18 protein-coding genes and 1 pseudogene are annotated in these 22,892 nt (G+C 68.3%); 4 read left to right on the forward strand and 15 right to left on the reverse strand.

The genetic code is table 11. The features are described 5' to 3' along the window. Positions 1 to 13: 13 nt before the first annotated feature. From GGR71_RS13015 to folD, 4 genes and pseudogenes are all read right to left on the reverse strand, one after another. Positions 14 to 1,271, reverse strand: a pseudogene (locus tag GGR71_RS13015) (tyrosine-type recombinase/integrase). Positions 1,272 to 1,573: 302 nt separating this feature from the next. Further along, positions 1,574 to 3,139 carry a glutamine-hydrolyzing GMP synthase gene (gene guaA, locus GGR71_RS13020; protein ID WP_160963521.1) on the reverse strand — a complete coding sequence of 522 codons (1,566 nt, stop codon included), beginning with the start codon at positions 3,137 to 3,139 and terminating at the stop codon, positions 1,574 to 1,576. Between the two features lie 127 nt (positions 3,140 to 3,266). Beyond that, complete coding sequence (guaB, locus tag GGR71_RS13025; RefSeq protein WP_160963519.1) at positions 3,267 to 4,724, reverse strand: IMP dehydrogenase; 1,458 nt, start codon at positions 4,722 to 4,724, stop codon at positions 3,267 to 3,269. 236 nt (positions 4,725 to 4,960) lie between these two features. After that, positions 4,961 to 5,872: a bifunctional methylenetetrahydrofolate dehydrogenase/methenyltetrahydrofolate cyclohydrolase FolD gene (folD, locus tag GGR71_RS13030; RefSeq protein WP_184452019.1), complete on the reverse strand. Its 912-nt coding sequence runs from the start codon at positions 5,870 to 5,872 to the stop codon at positions 4,961 to 4,963. 51 nt (positions 5,873 to 5,923) lie between these two features. On the opposite strand from folD, the gene GGR71_RS13035 reads away from it, so the two are divergent. Then, positions 5,924 to 6,220 (forward strand): DUF1244 domain-containing protein, encoded by a 297-nt coding sequence (locus GGR71_RS13035; protein ID WP_017913743.1) that lies wholly within the window; start codon positions 5,924 to 5,926, stop codon positions 6,218 to 6,220. 2 nt (positions 6,221 to 6,222) lie between these two features. Next, positions 6,223 to 6,996, forward strand: a complete 774-nt coding sequence (locus tag GGR71_RS13040; protein WP_160960064.1) for an alpha/beta hydrolase — start codon at positions 6,223 to 6,225, stop codon at positions 6,994 to 6,996. A 254-nt stretch (positions 6,997 to 7,250) separates the two neighbouring features. On the opposite strand, the gene GGR71_RS13045 is transcribed toward GGR71_RS13040, so the two are convergent. The 11 genes from GGR71_RS13045 to ndk all read right to left on the reverse strand — a co-directional run bounded on the left by GGR71_RS13045 (position 7,251) and on the right by ndk (position 19,602). Further along, positions 7,251 to 9,098 (reverse strand): monovalent cation:proton antiporter-2 (CPA2) family protein, encoded by a 1,848-nt coding sequence (locus GGR71_RS13045; protein ID WP_160960067.1) that lies wholly within the window; start codon positions 9,096 to 9,098, stop codon positions 7,251 to 7,253. A gap of 425 nt (positions 9,099 to 9,523) precedes the next feature. Then, on the reverse strand, positions 9,524 to 10,660 hold the full coding sequence (gene moeB, locus GGR71_RS13050; protein WP_160960070.1) for a molybdopterin-synthase adenylyltransferase MoeB: 1,137 nt from the start codon (positions 10,658 to 10,660) through the stop codon (positions 9,524 to 9,526). Positions 10,661 to 10,984: 324 nt separating this feature from the next. Then, on the reverse strand, positions 10,985 to 12,202 hold the full coding sequence (locus tag GGR71_RS13055) for a molybdopterin molybdotransferase MoeA (RefSeq protein ID WP_160960072.1): 1,218 nt from the start codon (positions 12,200 to 12,202) through the stop codon (positions 10,985 to 10,987). Further along, positions 12,199 to 12,804 (reverse strand): molybdenum cofactor guanylyltransferase, encoded by a 606-nt coding sequence (mobA, locus tag GGR71_RS13060; RefSeq protein WP_160960075.1) that lies wholly within the window; start codon positions 12,802 to 12,804, stop codon positions 12,199 to 12,201. Before mobA ends, GGR71_RS13055 begins: the two co-directional genes overlap by 4 nt. Before the next feature lie 7 nt (positions 12,805 to 12,811). Continuing rightward, a complete protein-coding gene (der, locus tag GGR71_RS13065) occupies positions 12,812 to 14,209 on the reverse strand; it encodes a ribosome biogenesis GTPase Der (RefSeq protein ID WP_160960077.1) in 1,398 nt (465 codons plus the stop codon). Positions 14,210 to 14,227: 18 nt separating this feature from the next. After that, a complete protein-coding gene (gene bamB / locus GGR71_RS13070; protein ID WP_160960078.1) occupies positions 14,228 to 15,583 on the reverse strand; it encodes an outer membrane protein assembly factor BamB in 1,356 nt (451 codons plus the stop codon). After that, positions 15,583 to 16,221, reverse strand: coding sequence for a YfgM family protein (locus GGR71_RS13075; protein ID WP_048490235.1), 639 nt, complete (start codon positions 16,219 to 16,221; stop codon positions 15,583 to 15,585). Before GGR71_RS13075 ends, bamB begins: the two co-directional genes overlap by 1 nt. 64 nt (positions 16,222 to 16,285) lie before the next feature. Further along, positions 16,286 to 17,158 (reverse strand): RodZ domain-containing protein, encoded by an 873-nt coding sequence (locus tag GGR71_RS13080; protein WP_160960079.1) that lies wholly within the window; start codon positions 17,156 to 17,158, stop codon positions 16,286 to 16,288. Further along, entirely contained in the window at positions 17,155 to 17,946 is a 792-nt protein-coding gene (pilW, locus tag GGR71_RS13085) for a type IV pilus biogenesis/stability protein PilW (protein ID WP_184452050.1), read from the reverse strand. Before pilW ends, GGR71_RS13080 begins: the two co-directional genes overlap by 4 nt. 13 nt (positions 17,947 to 17,959) lie before the next feature. Beyond that, positions 17,960 to 19,165 (reverse strand): 23S rRNA (adenine(2503)-C(2))-methyltransferase RlmN, encoded by a 1,206-nt coding sequence (gene rlmN, locus GGR71_RS13090; protein ID WP_010342900.1) that lies wholly within the window; start codon positions 19,163 to 19,165, stop codon positions 17,960 to 17,962. An 11-nt stretch (positions 19,166 to 19,176) separates the two neighbouring features. Continuing rightward, a complete protein-coding gene (gene ndk / locus GGR71_RS13095) occupies positions 19,177 to 19,602 on the reverse strand; it encodes a nucleoside-diphosphate kinase (RefSeq protein WP_002812972.1) in 426 nt (141 codons plus the stop codon). Positions 19,603 to 19,816: 214 nt separating this feature from the next. On the opposite strand from ndk, the gene GGR71_RS13100 reads away from it, so the two are divergent. Together GGR71_RS13100 and GGR71_RS13105 are read left to right on the forward strand one after the other, a co-directional pair. After that, a complete protein-coding gene (locus tag GGR71_RS13100; RefSeq protein ID WP_160960081.1) occupies positions 19,817 to 20,449 on the forward strand; it encodes a TetR/AcrR family transcriptional regulator in 633 nt (210 codons plus the stop codon). 34 nt (positions 20,450 to 20,483) lie between these two features. Continuing rightward, positions 20,484 to 22,856: a 3-hydroxyacyl-CoA dehydrogenase/enoyl-CoA hydratase family protein gene (locus tag GGR71_RS13105; RefSeq protein ID WP_160960083.1), complete on the forward strand. Its 2,373-nt coding sequence runs from the start codon at positions 20,484 to 20,486 to the stop codon at positions 22,854 to 22,856. Positions 22,857 to 22,892 lie beyond the last annotated feature (36 nt).

Raw genomic sequence — 22,892 nt, forward strand, 5'->3', positions numbered from 1 at the left:
ATGCGCTCCTCCCTCACAAAGCCGGGCTGAGCACAGGGACCGACACGTCCTCCGGCACCAGCTTCGGCACATGCGTGCGCCCATCGATCCATGCCTCCACCATGTCGACCCACTCCTGGAACATGTGCCGCCGCGGCCCGGCGTACTCGGCCTTGTTGTAGACCGACCGCGACGTCCGGCTGCCTTCTTCGTGTGCCAGGCACTTCTCGATCCAGTCCCCATTGAAGCCCACCTCGTTGAGCAGCGCGGACGCGGTGCGCCGCAGGTCGTGCACCGTGAAGGGCTCCAGCGGCAACACGGCTTCCTTCGCGCGGGAGCCAATGAGCTGGGTCACCCGGTTGAGCGTTGCATGCGACATGCAACGATCGGGGTCATAGCGCGACGGCAGCACGAATCGCGAGCCAGCCGCGCAGGTGTGCAGTGCCACGAAGATGTCCATCGCCTGCCGCGACAGATAGACCACGTGCGGCTTGCGTCCCTTCATCCGCACCTTCGGAATCGTCCAGGTGGCGTTCTCGAAATCCACCTCGCTCTAGGTCGCCTCGACCAGTTCGCTCTTGCGCACCATCGTCAGCAGGATCAGGCGCAAGGCCAACCGGATGGTCGGATAGGACGCGATGGTCTCCAGTTGGTGGAAGGCCAGCCAGATCTCGGCGGGCGACAGCGCCCAGTCCTTGGGAACGAAGGTCGCGATCGAGGCCGCCTTCACATCGTCGGCCGGGTTGGCGAGCCGTTCGCCGTGCAGGATGGCGAAGGCATAGACCTGCTTCACGATGTCGCGGACGTGGATGGCCGTGGCCGGTGCGCCGCGCGCCTTCACCTTGTTGCACGGCGCCCGCAGGTCGTCAGGGGTGACTTCCTTCAGCTTCAGGTTCTGGAAGACCGGCAGGATGTCGCGGTCGATGATGTGCTTGCGCATCGCCCGGGTCTGACGGCCATGCGGGCATCGGCCAGCCAGCGTTCCGTCATCTCGCCGAAGGTCCGGGCGGCCGTCAGTCGCCGATTGGCCTGCTGCTTCTCCAGCGCCGGGGAAGGCCTTGATCGACGGACCGCTTGGCATCGAGTAGTCGCTCGCGTGCCATGGCCAGGGACATGCCGGCCAGCCCGTACCGTCCGAGCGTGAGCGTCTCGCGGCGCCCGTTGAGACGGTAGTCGTAGCGGAAGGTGATGATACCGGCAGTCGATACCGCCACGTACATGCCATCGCGGTCAAAAACCTTATAAATCTTTGACTTAGGCTTGAGATTGCGCAGTGCGGTGTCGGTGAGCATTAAGGGTGTTTCTCCTGTTCGTGACGGCTTTTACCGTCAGGGACCAGGAGACCCGTTGAGGCTCGGAAAGCCGCATGAAATAAGCTTTCCTCAGGAGTTTTTTACCGTCAAAGACCGGTTCGGTCTCAATAGTAAACAGGAAGGTCCGGATCCGACCTCTGGGGGTTTACCGTCAGTTCTGTCGCCGACCTGTTCTGCTGGCCGGCGATAGCCGCCGATAGAAAACGCAAATTATACTTTTAAAATCAATAATTTAAGCCACCTCTATCGATACCTGGCGATAGCCTCCGAAAGACGCTCCGTCACTCCCACTCGATCGTCGCCGGCGGCTTCCCGGAGATGTCGTACACCACCCGCGACACACCGCGCAGCTCATTGATGATGCGGTTGCTCACGGTGCCAAGGAAGTCATACGGCAGGTGCGCCCAGTGCGCGGTCATGAAGTCGATGGTCTCCACCGCGCGCAGCGCGATCACCCATTCGTAGGCGCGGGCGTCGCCGACCACGCCGACCGACTTCACCGGCAGGAACACGGCGAAGGCCTGGCTGGTCTTGTCGTACAGGTCGGCCTTGCGCAGTTCGTCGATGAAGATCGCATCGGCCTTGGCCAGCAGTTCGGCGTACTCGCGCTTCACTTCGCCGAGGATGCGCACGCCCAGGCCGGGGCCGGGGAACGGATGGCGGTAGACCATGCTGCGCGGCAGGCCGAGTTCGACGCCCAGGCGCCGCACTTCGTCCTTGAACAGTTCGCGCAGCGGCTCGACCAAGCCCAGCTTCATGTGCTCGGGCAGGCCGCCGACGTTGTGGTGGCTCTTGATGACGTGGGCCTTGCCGGTCTTGCTGCCGGCCGACTCGATCACGTCCGGGTAGATGGTGCCCTGCGCCAGCCACTTGGCGTTGCTGAGCTTGTTCGACTCTTCGTCGAAGATCTCCACGAACAGGTTGCCGATGATCTTGCGCTTGGCTTCCGGATCGCTGACGCCTTGCAGCGCCTGGAAGTAGCGGTCGGCGGCGTTGACCCGGATCACCTTGACGCCCATGTGCTCGGCGAACATCGCCATCACCTGGTCGCCTTCCTGCCAGCGCAGCAGGCCGGTGTCGACGAACACGCAGGTCAGCTTGTCGCCGATCGCCTTGTGCAGCAGCGCGGCGACCACCGACGAATCGACGCCACCGGACAGGCCGAGGATCACTTCGTCGTCGCCGACCTGGGCGCGCACGCGGGCGATCTGGTCGTCGATGATGTTGGCCGCGGTCCACAGCGTGGCGCAGCCGCACACGTCGACCACGAAGCGGCGCAGCAGGGTCTGGCCCTGCAGGGTGTGGGTCACTTCGGGATGGAACTGCACGCCGTACCAGCGCTTGGCTTCGTTGGCCATGGCGGCGACCGGGATGCGGTCGGTGACGGCGGTGATGGTGAAGCCCGGCGGCACCTGCGACACGTGGTCGCCGTGACTCATCCAGACATTCAAGCGCGACGCGCCTGCATGATCGGTCAGCCCGGAGAACAGTGCGTCAGCGGCGACCACCTCCACTTCGGCATGGCCGAACTCGCGCTGGTCCGCCGCTTCGGTGGCGCCGCCGAGTTGCGCGGCCAGGGTCTGCATGCCGTAGCAGATGCCGAAGATCGGCAGGCCGCTGTCGAACACTTCCTGCGGCGCGGCCGGCGCGCCCGGCAGCGTGGTCGATTCCGGTCCGCCGGAGAGAATGATGCCCTTGGCGCCGAAGCCGGCGATCTCGGCCGGATCGTGGTCCCACGCCCAGATCTCGCAATACACGCCGAGTTCGCGGATGCGCCGCGCGATCAACTGCGTGTACTGCGCACCGAAATCGAGGATGAGGATCTTGTCGCTGTGGATGTTGGTCATCTGGGGCCGGGATTGGGGATTCGGGGGTCGGGATTCGCAACAGCGGGTGGCCGCGCTGCGCACGGCCGCTGGAGACGCGGCGGGCGACGAATCCCCAATCGCGAATCCCCAATCCCGCGCATGGGCATCAGCCCATGCGGTAGTTCGGCGGTTCCTTGGTGATCTGCACGTCGTGGACGTGGCTCTCGCGCTGGCCGGCACCGGTGATGGTGACGAACTTCGGCTTGGTGCGCATGTCCTCGATGGTGGCGCAGCCCACGTAGCCCATGGTCGCGCGCAGGCCGCCGATCAGCTGGTGGATGATGCCGCTGAGCGGGCCGCGGTACGGCACGCGGCCTTCGATGCCTTCCGGCACCAGCTTGTCGGCGTCGGAGGCGTCCTGGAAGTAACGGTCCTTGCTGCCCTTCTCCATCGCGCCCAGGCTGCCCATGCCGCGGTAGCTCTTGTAGCTGCGGCCCTGGAACAGTTCGACCTCGCCCGGGGCTTCCTCGGTGCCGGCGAACAGGCCGCCGACCATCACCGTCGAGGCGCCGGCGACCAGCGCCTTGCCGATGTCGCCGGAGTAGCGGATGCCGCCGTCGGCGATCAGCGGGATGCGGTCCTGCAGCGCCTCGGCGACCATGTCGATCGCGGTGATCTGCGGCACGCCGACGCCGGCGACCACGCGCGTGGTGCAGATCGAGCCGGGACCCACGCCGACCTTGACCGCATCGGCGCCGGCGTCCATCAGCGCCAGAGCGGCGTCGCCGGTGACGATGTTGCCGCCGATCACCTGCAGCTGCGGGTAGGTCTTTTTGACCCAGGCCACGCGCTCGATCACGCCTTGCGAATGGCCGTGCGCAGTATCGACGATGACCACGTCCACGCCGGCCGCGGCCAGCAGTTCGATGCGCTGTTCGGTATCGCCGCCGACGCCCACCGCGGCGCCGACCAGCAGCCGCGTGGCGGCGTCCTTGGCGGCGTTGGGGTTGTCGGTCTTCTTCTGGATGTCCTTGACCGTGATCAGGCCGCGCAGCTCGAAGCCGTCGTTGACCACCAGGATCTTCTCGATGCGGTGGCGATGCAGCAGCTGCAGCACCTCCTCGTCGCTGGCGCCTTCGCGCACAGTGACCAGGCGATCCTTCTTGGTCATGATGTGGCGGACGGGATCGTCGAGCTTCTTCTCAAAGCGCATGTCGCGGCTGGTGACGATGCCGACCAGCTCGCTGCCGTCCACCACCGGCACGCCGGAGATGTTGCGGGCGCGGGTCAGTTTGAGCACCTCGCCGATGGTGGTCTCCGGACCGACCGTGAACGGCTCGGTGATGACGCCGGCCTCGAACTTCTTGACCTTGGCCACTTCGGCGGCCTGCTGCGCCGGGGTCAGGTTCTTGTGGATGATGCCGATGCCGCCGAGCTGGGCCATGGCCACCGCCAGGCGGTGCTCGGTGACCGTGTCCATCGCGGCCGAGAGGATCGGCAGTTTCAGGCGCAGGTCGCGGGTCAGCCGGGTTTCCAGGCTGACGTCCTTGGGCAGGACGGTCGAATGGGCGGGGACGAGCGAAACGTCGTCGTAGGTGAGAGCTTCAGCCTGGATGCGGAGCATCGGCGGACCCGAGTGTGGGGAAGCGCGGCATTTTAACGCATTGGGGCGGGGATTGGGGAGTCGGGAGTGGGGATTCGCTAAAGCGGCGCCTCGCGCGGCCGCGCCGTTTGCCTGGCTGTCAGACGGCCGATTTCAATGCCCGCCTATCCCGGATGCACCCCGGATAGGCGTGCGTGTGCTTCTGCCGTTGCTTCAACGAATCCCGAATCCCCACTCCCCAATCCCGTGCACTGCCTTCAACGAATCCCCAATCCCGAATCCCCAATCCCCGCCGCATCAGCGGCCTCGATCGTGTTCTGCATCAGCGTGGCCACGGTCATCGGCCCCACCCCACCCGGCACCGGAGTGATCCAGCTGGCGCGCTGCGCCGCCGCGTCGAAGCCGACGTCGCCGACCAGGCGGCCGTCGTCCAGGCGGTTGATGCCGACGTCGATCACCACTGCGCCGGGCTTGACCCACTCGCCCGGGATCAACCCCGGCCGGCCCACCGCCACCACCAGGATGTCGGCGTCGCGCACCCGCGCCTGCAGCACCTCCGGCGGGGTGAACTTGTGGCAGCAGCTGACCGTGCAGCCGGCGATCAGCAGTTCCAGCGCCATCGGCCGGCCGACGTGGTTGCTGACGCCGACGATGGTGGCGTTGCGCCCGCGCACCGGCTGGTCTGTGTGCGCCAGCAGGGTGATGATGCCGCGCGGCGTGCACGGGCGCAGGCCGAATTCGCGCAGCGCCAGGTGGCCGACGTTCTCGGGATGGAAGCCGTCCACGTCCTTGCGCGGATCGATGCGGTGGATCAGCCGGCTGGCGTCGGGAATGCCCGGCAGCGGCAACTGCACCAGGATGCCGTGGATCTTTGGGTCGGCGTTGAGCCGGTCGATCAGCGCCAGCAGGTCGGCTTCGCTGGTGCCTGTCGGCAGGTCGTAGTCGAACGCCTCGATGCCGACCTTCTCGGCCGCGCGACGCTTGTTGCGCACGTACACCGCGGAGGCCGGGTCGCCGCCCACCAGCACCACCGCCAGCCCGGGCCGCGGCTGCCCGGCCGCCAGCCGCGCGTCGACCCGCGCCTTCAGCGCGTCGAGCAGGTCTTCGGCGATGCGCCGCCCGTCGAGGATGCGGGCCGGGACGGAGGAGACGGGCGCGGAATCGGTCATTGGGGCGGGCGGGTGTAGAGTCGGGGGATGTCCATTGTCCCCGATTCCGCCATGACCGACACCACCCGCATCGAGGCCGCCGCCTTTCGCCGCCTGCTGCAGCACCTCAATCAGGACCGTCCCGACGTGCAGAACATCGACCTGATGATCCTGGCCGGGTTCTGCCGCAACTGTCTGGCGGACTGGTACCGCGAGGCGGCAGCCGCCGAAGGCGAGGACCTCAGCAAGGAGCAGGCGCGCGAGCGCGTCTACGGCATGCCGTTCGCCGACTGGAAGGCGCAGCACCAGGCCGAGGCCACCCCGGAGCAACTGGCCGCCTTCGCCGAAGCGCAACGCAAGCACGGCTAGCGATGCTGCGCTATGTCGGCATTGCCCTCGCCGTTCTCGCCATCGCCTATCTGAGCGTCTGCGCCCTGCTCTACCTGGGCCAGCGCGACCTGCTGTATTTCCCGCAAGGCACGCGTGTGACGTCGGCGCAGACCGATTTCGCATTGCGGCGTGGTGCGGACGTGGAGCTGCGTGGCTGGCAGGTCAATCCCGGCCACGACAAGGTGCTGCTGTACTTCGGCGGCAATGCCGAGGACCTGCGTTCGGCGCGCGCGCAGTTGCAGGCCGCCCTGCCCGACCACAGCCTCTACCTGCTCGCCTATCGCGGCTACGGCGCCAGCGATGGCAGCCCTAGCGAGGCCGCGCTGGTCGGCGATGCCGTGGCGCTGTACGACCATGTGCGCGCCGCGCAGCCACACGCGCAGATCGCGGTGCTGGGGCGCAGCCTGGGCAGCGGTGTGGCCAGCCAGCTGGCGGCACGCCGCGCGGTGGCGCGGCTGGCGCTGGTGACGCCGTTCGACAGTCTGGTCTCGGCGGCGCAGGCGCACTATCCGTGGGTCCAGGTGCGCTGGCTGCTGCGCGATCGCTACGAGTCGGCGCGGGCCTTGCGCGCCTATCGCGGTCCACTGTTGATCCTGCGCGCTGGCCGCGATCAGGTGGTGCCGCCGGCCAGCACCGATGCCCTGCTCAAGGCGCTGCTGCAGCGCCCGACCGTGGCCGCCTTCGCGCAGGCCGACCATAACGACATCAGCGACGATCCTGGCTACGTGCGGGCGCTGCAGGCGTTCTTGCGCTGAGGCGACATCGCTCGAACGGCGTACTCGGCAGGTAATTGTGGGAATCACCTGTCATGCAGCCGCGACATGCGAAGTGGTGTGTGCTCTCCGATGGCCCAATGCGTCGGGACTAAAGTCCCTCCCACAGCGCACCCGGCGGACTCGCCGCAAGCCCCTGTGGGAGCGGCTTCAGCCGCGACGGGCTTTACCGGTAATGCTTAGTCCCCACTGAAATCGCTCCTACCTAGGCACAGTTGCCAGGTGCTGTGCCGTGGCTAATCGCCGCGATGCTGCTCGCCGGCCTCCACCGGCACGCCTTCCGGATTCAGCGTGCGGCTCTCGCGCCGCGGCGGCGTGAACGGGGTGGGCGTCGGCACCACCGGGGTGATGTTGCCGTACATCAGGCCCCTGCCGGCACGCACGTCGCCGGCAGCGACCTCCAGTTCCAGCCGCTCGGCGTCGCGGCGGCGGATCTCGCGGGCGATGGAGCGCGCCTCGCTCTCGTCCATGCCCAGTTCGATCAGCGCGGCCTGGCCGAACTCCACCGCCGATTCGAAGGTCTCGCGGATGTGGTAATCCACGCCGGCGGCGATCAGCTCCAGCGCGTGCTCGCGGTCGTAGGAGCGCACCAGCAGCTTGGCCTGCGGAAACTCGGTCGTGGCCAGTTCGACGATGCGGTTGGCCGCCTCGCGGTTGTCGACGCACACCGCGATGGCGCGGGCGCTGTGCGCGCCGGAGGCGTGCAGCACGTCCAGGCGGGTGCCGTCGCCGTAGTAGATCTTGAAACCGAACTTGGCCGCGCTCTGGATCATCTCGATATCGTTGTCGATGATGGTCACGTCCACGTCGCGCGCCAGCAGCGACTGGCTGGCGACCTGGCCGAAGCGGCCGAAGCCGATGATCAGCACGCTGCCGGTGAGGCCGTCGGCCGCATCCACGCCTTCCATCGACGGCGCCTCCACCGGCGCCCAGCGCCGGTACAGCAGCACGAACAGCGGCGTCAGCGCCATCGATAGCACCACGATGGCGGTCAGGTTGGCATTGATCTGCGCGTCGATGACGCCGGCGCCGCTGGCCGCGGCGAACAGCACGAAGGCGAACTCGCCGCCCTGCGCCATCAGCACGCCACGATCCAGCGCCTGCGCATGGCCGCTGCCGGTGAGCCGCGCGACCAGGTAGATGCAAGCGGCCTTGGCGACCATGAAGGCGAGCACGCCGCTGAGGATCAGCGTCCAGTTGGCCGCCACCACCGCCAGGTTCAGCGCCATGCCGACACCGAGGAAGAACAGCCCAAGCAGGATGCCGCGAAACGGTTCGATGTCGGCTTCGATCTGGTGGCGGAAGGTCGATTCGGACAGCAGCACGCCGGCCAGAAACGCCCCCATCGCCATCGACAACCCGCCGAGTTGCATCAGCAGCGCCGCACCCAGCACCACCAGCAAGGCCGCCGCGGTCATCACCTCGCGGGCCTTGGCCGCGGCCAGCAGCCGGAACAGCGGATTGAGCAGCCAGCGCCCGGCCGCCAGCAGACCGACGATCGCCGCGGCGCCGACGCCGATACCGATCCAGCGCGATGGTGCCGAAGCGTCCGCGGACACCGGCGCCATCCACGCCACCACGGCCAGCAGCGGCACGATCAACAGGTCCTCGAACAGCAGGATCGCCACGATCTTCTGGCCGGCCGGCAAGGCGATATCGCCGCGCTCGCCGAGCAGTTGCATCACCACCGCGGTGGAGGTCAGCACGAAGCCGGAGGCGGCGATGAAGGCCACTGGCAGCGGGAAGCCGAAGGCTAGTCCGACCCCGGTCAGCACGCTGGCGCAGACGATGATCTGCGCAGTGCCCAGGCCGAAGATCTGCTTGCGCAGGCTCCACAGGTGCGAGGGCCGCATTTCCAGGCCGATCACGAACAGGAACATGACCACGCCCAGTTCGGCGACATGCAGGATCGCCTGCGGATCGGAGAACCAGCCCAGGCCGAATGGCCCGATCGCCAGGCCGGCGGCGAGATAGCCGAGCACCGAACCCAGGCCGAGCCGGCGGAACACCGGCACCGCCACCACGGCCGCGCCGAGCAGCGCCACCACCTTGATCAATTCGCTGCTGTCGGCTGGACTGGTCATGCGCAGATTCTACGCACAAGGCTGGAGCATCCCATGGATCAGGACGCGACCTGAGACGCGGCGCACTGCGTGCTGCGCGCATCGTGCGTCGCGTGACGCATGCATGCGGTCGCGGGACGGCCGGTGTCGATCGTGCGATCAACGCGCAGAAAGCGCCTCCCTTCTCCCACCGGGAGAAGGTGCCCCGCAGGGACGGATGAGGGTACGGCCGCCGCTGCGAACAGCGACACCTAGTGCTGCCTGACATCGCGAGACGCTGCGCGCCGTACCCTCACCCCAACCCCTCTCCCGGAGGGAGAGGGGCTTAAGCGCACGCGACACTGCTTCAGCCATCAAGACCTCGCCTCCCTTCTCCCACCGGGAGAAGGTGCCCCGAAGGGGCGGATGAGGGTACGGCCGCCGCGAACAACGACACCTAGCGGCAGCTAACGCTCAGCGCCGCAGAACTGCGCATAGTCGATGTAACCAGGGAACGACCGCTCCGGCGCGCACAGCGGACACTGCGGATCGGCGGACAGGCGGGTTTCGCGGAAGCGCATCGCTAGGGCGTCGAAGTGCAGCAGGCGGCCGCGCAGCGGCTCGCCGATGTCGAGCAGCAGCTTCAAGACCTCGTTGGCCTGCAGCAACCCGACGATGCCAGGCAGCACGCCGAGCACGCCGGCCTCGGCGCAGTTCGGCGCGAATTCCGGTGGCGGCGGTTCCGGGAACAGGCAGCGGTAGCACGGCGCCTGCCCGCGCCGGCGGCCGGCGTCGAATACGCTGACCTGGCCCTCGAAGCGCTGCACCGCGCCGTATACCAGCGGCTTGCCCAGCTTCACGCAGGCATCGTTGAGCAGGTAGCGGGCAGGGAAATTGTCCGACCCGTCCAACACCACGTCCACGTCCTGCAACAACCGCTCGACATTCTCCGCGGTGACCCGCTCGCGCACCGCCTCCACCCGCACGCCAGGATTCAACGCGCCCAGGCTGGCCGCCGCCGAGTCCACCTTGGCCTGGCCGATCCGCGCGTCGCCGTGCAGGATCTGCCGCTGCAGGTTGCTGCGCTCGACCACGTCGTCGTCGGCGATGCGCAACTGCCCCACTCCGGCCGCGGCCAGGTAGAAACCGGCCGGCGAGCCCAGGCCGCCGGCGCCGACCAGCAGCACGCGCGCGGCCTGCAGCCGGCGCTGGCCCTCGACCCCGACTTCGGGCAGGCGCAGATGGCGCGAATAGCGATCGAAGAAGTCTTCCTGCTCCGGCGCCAGCGCCGGCCGCTGCAGCGGCAAACCCTCGCGCTGCCAGCGCGTCGTGCCGCCCAGCACCGAGGCGACCTGCGGGTAGCCGGCCTGCTCAAGGAACACCGCGGTGTCGTGCGAGCGTTTGCCGCTCTGGCAGATCAGCACCACCTCGGTCTCGGCACCGAGATAGGCGGCCGGGTCGGCCTGCAACTGCGCCCGGGCCACGCCCTGCGCGCCGGCGGCCATGCCGGTGGCGCGCTCGTGCTCCTCGCGGATGTCGATCAGACGCGCGCCTTGCGCCTGCCGCGCCTGCGCCTGTACGGGGGTCAGTTCTCGAATGCCCATACGCGCATTATCGGCGCAAATCGGGCCGGCGTCCGCCGTCGGCGGCGCGGTTCAAGGGCGCTTCAACTAACGACGGAAGCCTCCTGTGGAAGTCAACTGTCATGTAGCCGCGAGGAGCGAAGTCCGAAGCCGCCCGGCACCTTCATGCGTCGGGACTGAAGTCCCTCCCACAATGCGGCCTCCGACGAGGCTGGCACCGCCTGTGGGAGCGGCCTCGGCCGCGACGCGCTTGACCGCGAACGCCCCTCCGCGGCTGACGCCATTCCCACAGGGCAACCTGCATCCGGCTCGATGGTGGCGGATATTGGTGCATGGGGGGTGCCCTCAGTACGGCACCACCTCGACCACGTCGCCGGCCTGGAACTGGCGTGCGCCCTCCTCCAGCCGCAGCAGCACGTCGCTGTCGGCGGCGCCGCGCAGGCGATGCGAGCCGTCCGCGGGATTCGGTTCCGCCCACAACTGGCCGTGTGCGTCGCAGCGCATGCGCCCGCGCAGGAACTCCAGCCGGTCGTGGCGCTTGTCCCAGCCGGCCGCCAGCCGCGCACGCCAGGCCCGGTGCGGTTCGCTGCGTCGCTGCAATGCATCCAGCAACGGCCGCCCGATCGCCAGGAAGGTCGCCAGCACCGACACAGGATTGCCCGGCAAGCCCAGGAACAGGGCGCGGTCCCACTCGCCGAACAGCAGCGGCATGCCCGGACGCATGCGCACCTTCCAGAACAGGATGCGGCCGTGCTCGGCCAGCAGCCGTGGCAGGTAGTCCTTCTCGCCGGCGGACACGCCGCCGCAAGTCAGCACCACGTCGAACGCCGAGGCCGCATCGGCGAGCATGGCCTGGATGCGCTGCGGATCGTCCGGCAGAGTCGGCCAGGCGGTCGGCGCCAAGCCGAGCAGGCGCAACTGCGCCATCAGCATGTCGCGGTTGCTGTTGTAGATCTGCCCCGGCTGCAACGGCAGGCCCGGCTCGACCAGTTCGTCGCCGGTGGCGAACACCGCCACGGTCGGCCTTGCCGCCACGGTCAGTTGGTCCACGCCCAGGGCCGCGGCCAGGCCGATGCGCGAAGGCGTCAGCAGCATGCCGGCTTCGAGCACGCGCTCGCCGGCGCGCACGTCCTCGCCACGCGCCCGCACATGCGCGCCGGCGGCGATGTCGGCCGGGACCTGCACCACACCGCCGTGCTCGTGCACGTTCTCCTTGATCACCACCGTATCCGCCCCGGCCGGCAGTGGCGCACCGGTGGTGACCCGCAGGCATTCGCCGGACCCGAGCGCCTGCTGCCGATCGGCGCCAGCGAACTGCTCGCCGGCCAGGCGCAAGTCGGTCGGCGTCCCCGGCGTCAAATCGGCATGGCGCAGCGCGAAGCCGTCCATCGCGCTGTTGGCGAACGGCGGCAGGTCGATCGGCGCATCCAGCGGCTCGAGCAGGATGCGGCCGTCGGCACGCGAGGCCGCCAGGCGCTCGCTGTTGACGGGACGGGCGCGCGCCGCGGCAGCGACGATCGCCAGCGCGTCGGTGTAGGCGATCCGGGAGGGATAGTCGGTCATGGTGGCGGCAGGATACCCGCTGCGGCCAGGTCCCGCGGCGTGTTCAGATTGCCCAGCACGATCTCCGGCAACGGTACCGGCACCATCCGCAGGCGCTGCTGCAAGGCACGTGGCGCATAGCGGGCGGCAGCCAGGGCCTCCTCCAGCGCCGGGCGCAGCGCGGATAATCGGTACAGCGCGACCAGCGGCTGCGCGCCGGCGTCATCCTCGATCCAGGCGCCGTCATGGTCCGCAGCGGCTGCGACCAGCACGGCAGTGAGGTCCGGCGGCAACCGGCACAGGTCGACCGGGACAGTCAGCAGCCAAGGCGTGGCGCAGACAGCGGCGAGCGCGTCCAGCCCGGCGATCGGCCCCAGCGAACGCTCCGCCCCGGCCGGCGCCGCGACGCGGTCCGGCACGGCTTGCAGGCCGATGTCTGCGTAGCGCGGCAAGCTGCGGTTGGCGCTGACCAGCACCGCGGACACCCGCGGCGCCAGCGCCTGCACCAGCCATTGCACCTGCGCCTGACCGTCGCGTTGCAGCCAGGCCTTGTCGCATCCGCCCAAACGTTGCGCGCGGCCGCCGGCGAGAATGCCGAGGGTGATCGCGCGCTGCGGGTCCATCGTGTAGCTACTTGCCGCGGACGTGCTTCATCAGGCGCCGCTTCTTGGCGATCTGGCGCTCGGTCAGCACGTTCTTCTTGCCTTCGTACGGGTTGGCGCCTTCGCGGAACATGAAGCGCACCGGCGTGCCGACCAGCTTGAAGCGCTTGCGGAAGAAGTTCTCCAGGTAGCGCTTGTACGATTCCGGCAGCACCTTCAGGCGCGTGCCGTGGACGATGAAGGTCGGCGGGTTGCTGCCGCCCGGATGCACGTAGCGCAGCTTGGAGACGTGGCCGCGGATGCTCGGCGGCGGATTGCTCTCGTAGGCGATTTCCAGCGCCTGGTTGACTTCGCTGGTGCTGAACTCGCGCACCGCCGAGGCGTGCGCGCGGTGGATCGCCTGGAACAGTTCGCGCAGGCCCGAGCCATGCTTGGCGGAGATGCGCACCGCCTCGGCCCAGGCCACAAAGCCGAGCTTGCGCGACAGCAGGTCTTCGGCCTGGGCGCGCTGGTAGTCGCTCTGCCCGTCCCACTTGTTGATCGCCACCACCAGGGCACGGCCGGCATCGAGGATCGCGCCGAGCACGGTCGCGTCCTGGTCGGTCACGCCTTCGCCGGCATCGAGCATCAGCACCGCCACCTGGCACTGCTCGATCGCCTGCAGCGTCTTGAACGCGCTGAACTTCTCCACCGCCTCCTCGACCCGGCCGCGGCGGCGCAGGCCGGCGGTGTCGATCAGCCGGTACAGGCGGCCGTCGCGTTCCAGGTCCACTGCGATCGAGTCGCGGGTGGTTCCGGGCACCTCGGAGGCGATCATGCGCTCCTCGCCCAGCAGGCGATTGACCAGGGTCGACTTGCCCACGTTCGGGCGGCCGACGAAGGCGATGCGCATGCGCGCCGGATCGGTGTCCAGGGTTTCGCCGGCGCCCTCTTCCGGCAACCGCTCCAGGACTTCCTCGAGCAGGTCGTCGATGCCATGGCGGTGTGCGGCGGAGACCGCGATGGCGTCGCCGAGGCCGTAGCGCGCGAACTCGGCGCGCACTTGGTCCTCGTCGGTACCGTCGATCTTGTTGATCAGCAGCAGGGTCGGCCGCGCCAGCTTGCGCAGCCAGGCCAGGATCTCGTCGTCGAGCGCGGACGAGCCCTCGCGGCCGTCGACCACGAACAGGATCAGGTCGGCCTCGCCGGCCGCGGCGCGCGCCTGCTCGGCGGTCGCGCCGGCCAGACCTTCCTCTTCGCCGGAGATACCGCCGGTATCGACGATCACGAACGGGGTTTCCGGCTGCAGCCGGCATACCCCGTAGTGGCGATCGCGGGTGACGCCGGGCTGGTCGTGGACCAGCGCGTCACGGCTGCGCGTCAGCGCGTTGAACAGCGTGGACTTGCCGACATTCGGCCGTCCAACCAGGGCGACCAGCGGCAGCATCGCGACATCCTTCTCTTGTTATTGACCCAACCGGAACGCGGTCAGGTCGCCTTTCGTGTTCTGCATCAGCAGGATTCCGTCCGCGACCACCGGCTGCGCCACCAGCGGCTGGCGCCCGACCCGCTCGCGTGCGGCGAACTCGCCGTTGTCGAGCCGGAGCCAGTGCAGATAGCCCTTGTAGTCGCCGACCACGGCGTAATCGCCCTGGATCGCCACGCCGGTCAGCGAACGGCGCGCCAGCGCCGGCTGCGACCACATCGCCGAGCCGGAGGCCTTGTCCAGCGCCCACACGGTGCCGGCGTTATCGGCCACCACCACGTTGCCGGAGCTCACGCCGATGCCGCCGGCGCCGCCATGATCGCGGTTCCACAGCGGGCGGCCGCTCGGGCCTTCCAGCGCCACGGTCTCGTTCTTGAAGCTGCTTGCGTACAGCGTGGTGCCGTCGAGCACCGGGGCGCCGTCGACGTCGGCCATGCGCTCCAGCTCGGTGCGGCCTTCCGGCACGCCGATGGTCTGCTCCCACAGCACACGGCCGTCCTGCATCGCCAGCGCGGCCAGGGTACCGTCGTCGTTGCCGATGAACAGCACGCCCGGACCCGCCACCACCGGCGCGTTGCCGCGCACGGTCAGGCTCGGCAGTTCCTGCGCATTGAACCAGCGCTGCTGGCCGGTGGCGGCATCGAAGGCGGTGGTGCGGCCGTCGTTGCTGCGCACGAACACCATGTTCTGCGCGATCACCGGCGCGGCGATCACTTCGTTGGGTACCTTGGCGCGCCACTTCTCGGTGCCGGTGGCGGCATCGAGTGCGATCACCTCGCCGTCCAGCGCACCGACGACCACCAAGCCATCACCCACGCCCGGGCCACCGGCGAAGCGCGGCAGCGGACGCTTCTTCTCGAGCCGCTTGCGCTCCTTGGCCTGCTGCTTCTCGTTGCGCAGGCGCTGCTTGTAGGCGGCGCGCTCGTCCTTGGACAGGTTCTTGCCGGACTCGCTCTCGACCTGGCTCTTCGGCTGATCCTCGGCCTGCGACAGCTGCTGCTTGCGCGCCTGCTTGGCGTCGTATTCCCAGACCGTCTTGCCGGTCTGCAGGTCCAGCGCGTAGACGGTGCCGGAGGTCGCGGCGGCATACACCTTGCCGTCGGCCACCACCGGATGCTGGCGCACGCCGATACGGCGCTCGCCCTTGCCGGCGTCGGTGGACCACAGCTTCACCACCTTCACCGACGGAGTGAACTTCACCAGTTCGGCCGGCTCGGCAGCCTTCTTGGCGGCCGCATCCTTGCCGGCGAACCAGCCCTTGACCGTGGTGCAGCCGGACAGCGCCAGACCCAGCAGGGCCACGATGGCGACACGCTTGAACATGACTACCTTCATCAGATCGGCTCCGCGGCATTCGGCACGCTGCCGCCCGCATCCATCAATTTCGTTTCGACCACGCGCCGCTGCGGCGAGGCCACGTCCAGGCTGGTCAGCGCCTTGGCGTACGCATCGCGCGCCGCGTCGCGCTTGCCCTGCGCGATCAGCGCATCGCCGCGAATCTCCAGGCCCTGCGAATCGGTGGCCGAGGCTACCAGCGACAATGCGTCCTGCGGCTTGCCGCCGGAAATCAGCAACCGCGCCACGCGATGGTCGACCATCACCTTCATTTCGCCGTCGGTCTTGAGCCCGCGCAGCGTGGTCAGCGCGGCATCGGACTTGCCGGCATCGACCTGCGCCTTGGCCAGGCGCAGCGCCGCCAGTTCGGCGTAGATGTTGGTCGAGCCCTGCTGCAGTTCGGCCATGTCCTTGGCCGCCTTGTCCAGCTGATTGGCCTGGATGCTCTTGAGCACCGCTTCGTAGCGGGCATTGGCCTGGGCCAGATCGTTGGACCGCTGCTTGGTCCACCACTGCCAGCCGATGATCGCGCCAAGGCCCAGGACGATGCCGCCGATCAGGCCGGCGCCGTTCTTCCTGAGCCAAGTGCGGACGCGTTCGCTTTGTTCGTGCTCGTCGAGCAGGTCGTCAATCGCCATGCGTACTCTCGCCCCGCCGCTGCGACGGGACATGAAATGTTGAAAGTGAGGAACCGCGCCGCCGTCACTCGGAGGCGGGCACCACGGAACCGTCAGAGGATACCGCAAAGCGCGCCACGTTTGCGCGCCTGAACGGGGTCAGATCCACGGTACTCCCGGATTGCTGAACCTGGACCGCGGAGGCATTGCCCAACACCACGCGCCCGACCTGGCCCGGCGCATACGTGCGGGTCTCGCCCGCCTTCAGCAGCGCCTTCTCGACCGACGTGCCGTCCGGCGCGAGGATCTGCACCCAGCTGTCGCCCTGGAACGACAGGCTCAGACTGTTCTTTTCCGGCTCCGCTGCCGGACGCGGCATCGGCGTCAGCGAGGCGATGTACGGCGCGGCACTCGGCGCCGGCCGTGCGGCCGCCGGCGCGGCCGGTACTGCCGCAGCGGCGCCATTGGCAGGCGTCGCCGTCGCGGTAGCGGCACCGCCCGGCGCCCCCGGCACCACGTCCAGCGAAGCGGTGCTGGGGCCGTTGTCGTCGGCGAAGTGGCTACGGGTGGCGTACCACACCGGCACCGCCAGTCCGGCGGTGATCACCACGTAGACCATGCGCCGCGTGGCGCTCTCGAGCATGCGTCGCAGCGGCGGGGTATGCGTGTGGCTGATCAATTCGACCGGCTGCACCGGCGCGATCTGCGCGGTCTGCAGCAAGGGCTCCAGATCGACGCCGAGCAGGCGTGCGTAGCTGCGCAACTGCCCACGGACGAACACCGGCGCGCCGAGGCGCTGCCACTGCTCCGACTCGAGTGCCTGTACCACATGCACCGGCATGCGCAGTCGGCTGCCGACGTCGTCGATGCTCAGACCGGCCGCTTCGCGCGCTTCGCGGAGCTGTTGCCCGCAGCCTTTGGCGCCTTCGAAAGCGTTCGGATTGGAATCACTGATCACAATGCACTAGCCCCGGGTGTCGTGGTCGCGGCATCGGGAAACTCCTTGCGCAACCGCTGTTGGTAACGGCCGGCGGCAGCCTTGTCGCCCAGCCTTTGCTCAATCTGAATAGCAAGTTGTAACACGGAAGCGGTGGCAGGCGCAGCCGCCAGACGCCGCTCGGAGAAGGCCCGCGCCTCGAAAAAGCGCCCTTTTGCGACCTCGTTGCGGGCCATCGCCTCGAGTGCGTACGCGTTGTCCGGATCCAGGTCCAGCGCCTTGCGCAGGTCGCGTTCGCCGCGCTCGCGCTGGCCGACCTGCAGCGCGCAGCCGCCGGCATTGGCCAGCGCCGACGCCGGCGTGGCGTAGTCCTGCAGCGCGAGCGCGCGGTCGAACCAGGTCAGCGACTCCGCCGGCGAGCCGTTCGCGCACAGCCAGGCGCCGTAGTTGTTCAAGGTCGCGCCGTTGCTCGGCGCCAGCTCGGCGGCCTTGCGGTAGTACCCGCCAGCGGTCGCGGCATCGCCGCGGCGATCGGCGACCACCGCGAGCACGGTCAGCGCGTCGACCGACTCGGCGTCCACTGCCAGCGCCTTGCGCGCGTGCGTCTGCGCCGCGTCCAGGTCGTTGGAGGCAAGCCCGTTGGCGGCCAGGCCGAGTTGTTCCTGCAAGGCCACGCGCGACTTCACCGCGCGGCTGTCGCGGAAGGAATAATGCGGCTGCACCTGCTCGGCGGTGCGCACGGTGCCGGTCTTGGCGGCGATCCAGTTGCAGCCCGGCAAGGCCAGCACTGTGATCGCCACCACCGCGATGGAACGCCCTTGGCTACGCCGCCGCATCCCGATCCGCCCGCGTCTGCAATTCGCGCTTGAACTCGGCCTGGCGACGGGTGCGGTCCATGACCTGCCCCTTGAGCTGCCCGCAGGCCGCATCGATGTCGTCGCCGCGCGTGCGCCGCACCATGGTCAGCACCTGCGCGTCCAGCAGGATCTTCTGGAACGCGCGGATCTCGGTCTCGCCGGAGCGCTCGTAGCGCGTGCCCGGGAACGGATTGAACGGGATCAGGTTGACCTTGCCGGCGTTCGACGCCTGCACCGCGTTGTCGAACTGGCGCATCAGCCGCGCCAGTTGCCGCGCATGTTCGGGCTGGTCGTTGATCCCCTTCATGAGGGTGTATTCGAAGGTCACCGATTCGCGACGCTTGTTGGCGCGCAGATAGCGCGCGCAGGCAGCCATCAACTCGGCGATCGGGTACTTCTTGTTGAGCGGGACCAGGGTCTCGCGCAGCGCGTCGTTGGGCGCGTGCAGCGACACCGCCAGCGACACGTCGCTCTCGCTGGACAGACGGTCGATCTGCGGCACCAGGCCCGAGGTGGACAGGGTCACGCGCTTGTTGGCCAGGCCATAGCCCAGATCGTCGCGCATCACGCTCATCGCGCGCACGACGTTGTCGAAATTCATCAGCGGCTCGCCCATGCCCATCATCACCACGTTGGTGAGACGGCGCATCTGGTGCGGCACGTTGCCCAGGTGCCGCGCCGCGACCCACACCTGGCCGATGATCTCGGCGGTGGAGAGGTTGCGGTTGAAGCCCTGGGTGGCGGTGGAGCAGAAGGTGCAGTTGAGGCCGCAGCCGACCTGCGAGGACACGCACAGCGTGCCGCGGGTCTTGTCGGGAATGTAGACGGTCTCGATCGCGTTCTTGCCGTCCACGCCCATCGCCAGCAGCCACTTGTGGGTGCCATCGGCGGAGGGCTTGTCGAACACGATGTTGGGGACGACGACCTCGGCATGCTGCTGCAGCTTGGCGCGCAGCGCCTTGCCGAGGTCGGTCATCTGGTCGAAGTCGGTGACGTAGCGGTGGTGGATCCACTTCATCACCTGGTGGGCGCGGTAGCGCGCTTCGCCGAGGGTCTCGGCGAAGAAACGCTCCAGCCCCTCGCGATCGAGGTCGAGCAGATTCTGCTTGGCCGCCGCGCCGGTCCGCACGGGATCGGCGATGGCCAAGGGAGGATGGACGACCTCGTTCACGACGACCTCGCTTAGCGCGAAACCACTTCGGTGGCGGCGAAGAAATACGCCACTTCGTTGGCGGCGTTCTCGACCGAGTCCGAGCCGTGCGCGGCGTTGGCGTCGATCGAATCGGCGAAGTCGGCGCGGATGGTGCCCGGCGCGGCGTCCTTCGGGTTGGTGGCGCCCAGCAGGTCGCGGTGCGCGGCCACGGCGTTCTCGCCTTCCAGCGCCTGGATCATCACCGGGCCGGAGATCATGAACTCGACCAGCGCGTTGAAGAATGGACGCTCGCGGTGCACGGCGTAGAAGCCCTCGGCCTCGCGGCGCGACAGCTGCTTGTACTTGGCGGCCACGACCTTCAGGCCGGCCTTCTCGAAGCGCGAGTAGATTTCGCCGATGACGTTCTTGGCGACGGCGTCGGGCTTGATGATGGACAGGGTGCGCTCCAGCGCCATGGGAAGTTCTCCGTTGGGCGGGCCACTGAAGGCCCGAGGTTAACATGAAAAAAACCCGCGTCAAAACGCGGGTTTAGCCAGAATTGCGATGGACAATTCTATCCAATCGGCGCCGGCTTTGCACGGCCAGGCTGAATCGTGCTGCAAAGCAGCATGACGCGCCTGCCGCCCAGGCCTAGACTCAAACAATCGTTTGATTGATTCTGGCGGCCGCATGGCAAAGCAAGCGCACTTCTCGACCAAGGACCGCATCCTCAGCGCGGCCGAGGAACTGTTCGCGCAGCACGGCTTTTCCGGCACCTCGCTGCGCCAGGTCACCAGCCAGGCCGACGTGAACATCGCCGCGGTGAACTACCACTTCGGGTCCAAGGAAAACTTGGTCAACGAGGTGTTCCGGCGGCGCATGGACGAAATGACCGCCGCGCGCATGGCGCAGCTGGAAGCCGCGCAACAGCAGCATCCCGGCCAACTCGGCCCGGTGCTGGCCGCGTTCGTCGAACCGGCCCTGGCCATGGCCCAGGAGCGGCAGAGCGGCGGCGCCTTCGTGCGGGTGATCGCCCGCGCCTACGCCGAGAACAACGACAGCCTGCGCCAGTTCCTGTCCGACCATTACGGCCACGTGCTGCGCGAGTTCGGCAAGGCCATCGCCGCCTGCGTGCCCGGGCTGAGCAAGCAGGAACTGTACTGGCGCCTGGATTTCCTGGCCGGCGCCCTGACCTACGCCATGGCCGATTTCGGCCTGATCAAACGCCCCGCCGGCGTCAGCGAGGGCGCGCACCGCGCCCACGCCGCCCGCGAACTCATCCGTTTCGCCGAAGCCGGCTTCCTCGCCCACTCGGTTCCCTGATCCCGCAAACGTTGACCCACAGAGGCTGATCGCTATGTCCAATCCCCTGCTCGTCCGCCGTGCCGCCGTCCTGGGCGCGGGCGTGATGGGTGCGCAGATCGCTGCGCACCTGACCAACGCCGGCGTCGACACCGTGCTGTTCGACCTTCCCGCCAAGGAAGGCCCCGCCGATGGCGTGGTGCTCAAGGCGATCGCCAACCTGACCAAGCTCAGCCCGGCGCCGCTGGCCAGCACCGCGCTGGCCGAGGCCATCGCCCCGGCCAACTACGACTCCGGCCTGGAGCAGCTGCGCGGCTGCGACCTGATCATCGAAGCCATCGCCGAACGCATGGACTGGAAACAGGACCTGTACAAGAAGATCGCGCCATTCGTGGCCGACCATGCGGTGCTGGCCTCCAACACCTCCGGCCTGGGCATCAACGCCCTGTCCGACGTGCTGCCGGAGCAGCTGCGCCACCGCTTCTGCGGCGTGCACTTCTTCAACCCGCCGCGCTACATGCATCTGGCCGAGCTGATCCCGGCCAAGCACACCGAGCCGGCGGTGCTGGAAAGCCTGGAAAGCTTCCTGGTCACCACCCTGGGCAAGGGCGTGGTCTACGCCAAGGACACCCCGAACTTCATCGGCAACCGCATCGGCGTGTTCTCGATCCTGTCCACCATCCACCACACCGAGCAGTTCGGCCTGGGCTTCGACGAGGTCGACGGCCTCACCGGCCCGCTGGTCGGCCGTCCCAAGTCGGCCACCTACCGCACCTCCGACGTGGTCGGCCTGGACACCATGGCGCACGTCATCAAGACCATGGGCGACACCCTGCCGAACGATCCGTGGCATGCCTTCTTCAAGGCGCCGAAGTGGCTGGAGGCCCTGATCGGCAAGGGCGCGCTGGGCCAGAAGACCGGCGCCGGCATCTTCCGCAAGGTCGGCAAGGACATCGTGGTGCTGGACCTGCAGAAGCAGGACTACCGCCCGGCCGACCGCGCCGCCGCGCCGGAAGTGGTCGAGATCCTGAAGATCAAGAACCCGGCCGAGAAGTTCGCCAAGCTGCGCGAGAGCCAGCATCCGCAGGCGCAGTTCCTGTGGGCGACCTTCCGCGACCTGTTCCACTACAGCGCCTACCACCTGGCCGACATCGCCGAGACCGCGCGCGACGTGGACCTGGCGATCCGCTGGGGCTACGGTTGGGCGCTGGGTCCGTTCGAGACCTGGCAGGCCGCGGGCTGGAAGCAGGTCGCGCAGTGGATCGCCGACGACATCGCCGCCGGCAAGAGCATGAGCAGCGCGCCGCTGCCGAACTGGGTGTTCGACGGCCGCGACGGCGTGCACGCCGCCGAGGGCTCGTACAGCCCGGCGCGCGACGCCAAGCTGCCGCGCTCGGCGCTGCCGGTGTACAAGCGCCAGCGCTTCCCCGATCCGCTGCTGGGCGAAAAGTTCGCGCAGGGCGAGACCGTGTTCGAGAACGATGGCCTGCGCCTGTGGCACGACGGCGACGACATCGCCGTGGTCAGCTTCAAGACCAAGATGAACACCGTCTCCGACCAGGTGCTGGATGGCCTGCAGGAAGCGGTCGGCCGCGCCGAGAGGGACTTCAAGGGCCTGGTGCTGTGGCAGCACAAGGAACCCTTCTCCGCCGGTGCCGACCTGGCCGGCGCGCTGGGCCTGCTGCAGGCCGGCAAGGTCGACGCATTCGAGGCGATGGTCGCCAACTTCCAGGCCACCAGCCAGCGCATCAAGTATTCGCTGGTACCGGTGGTCGCGGCGGTGCGCGGGCTGGCACTGGGCGGCGGCTGCGAGTTCCAGATGCACAGCGCCAAGACCGTGGCCGCGCTGGAGAGCTACATCGGCCTGGTCGAGGCCGGCGTGGGCCTGCTGCCGGCCGGTGGCGGCCTCAAGGAGATCGCGGTGCGCGCGGCGCAGGCCGCGGGTCCGGGTGGCGACGTGTTCGCCGAACTGAAGAAGACCTTCGAAACCGTCGCCATGGCCAAGGTCTCGACCTCGGCGGTCAACGCCAAGGAACTGGGCCTGCTGCGCGGCACCGACAAGGTGGTGTTCAACAGCTACGAATCGCTGTACATCGCCAAGGCCGAGGCGCGCGCCCTGGCCGAGGGCGGCTACCGCCCACCGCTGCCGGCGCGACGCATCCAGGTCGCCGGCGACGTCGGCATCGCCACCTTCAAGATGCTGCTGGTCAACATGCTGGAAGGCCGCTTCATCAGCGAGTACGACTACGAGATCGCCACCCGCATCGCCACCGTGCTGTGCGGCGGCGAGGTCGACCGCGGCGCCCTGGTGGACGAGGAATGGCTGCTCAAGCTCGAGCGCAAGCACTTCGTCGAACTGGCCCAGCAGGAAAAGACGCAGGCGCGCATCGGACACATGCTCAAGACGGGTAAGCCCCTCAGGAACTGAGATTTGGGAGTCGGGATTGGGGATTCGTTACGGCGG

This window comes from Xanthomonas sp. F1 (assembly GCF_014199855.1).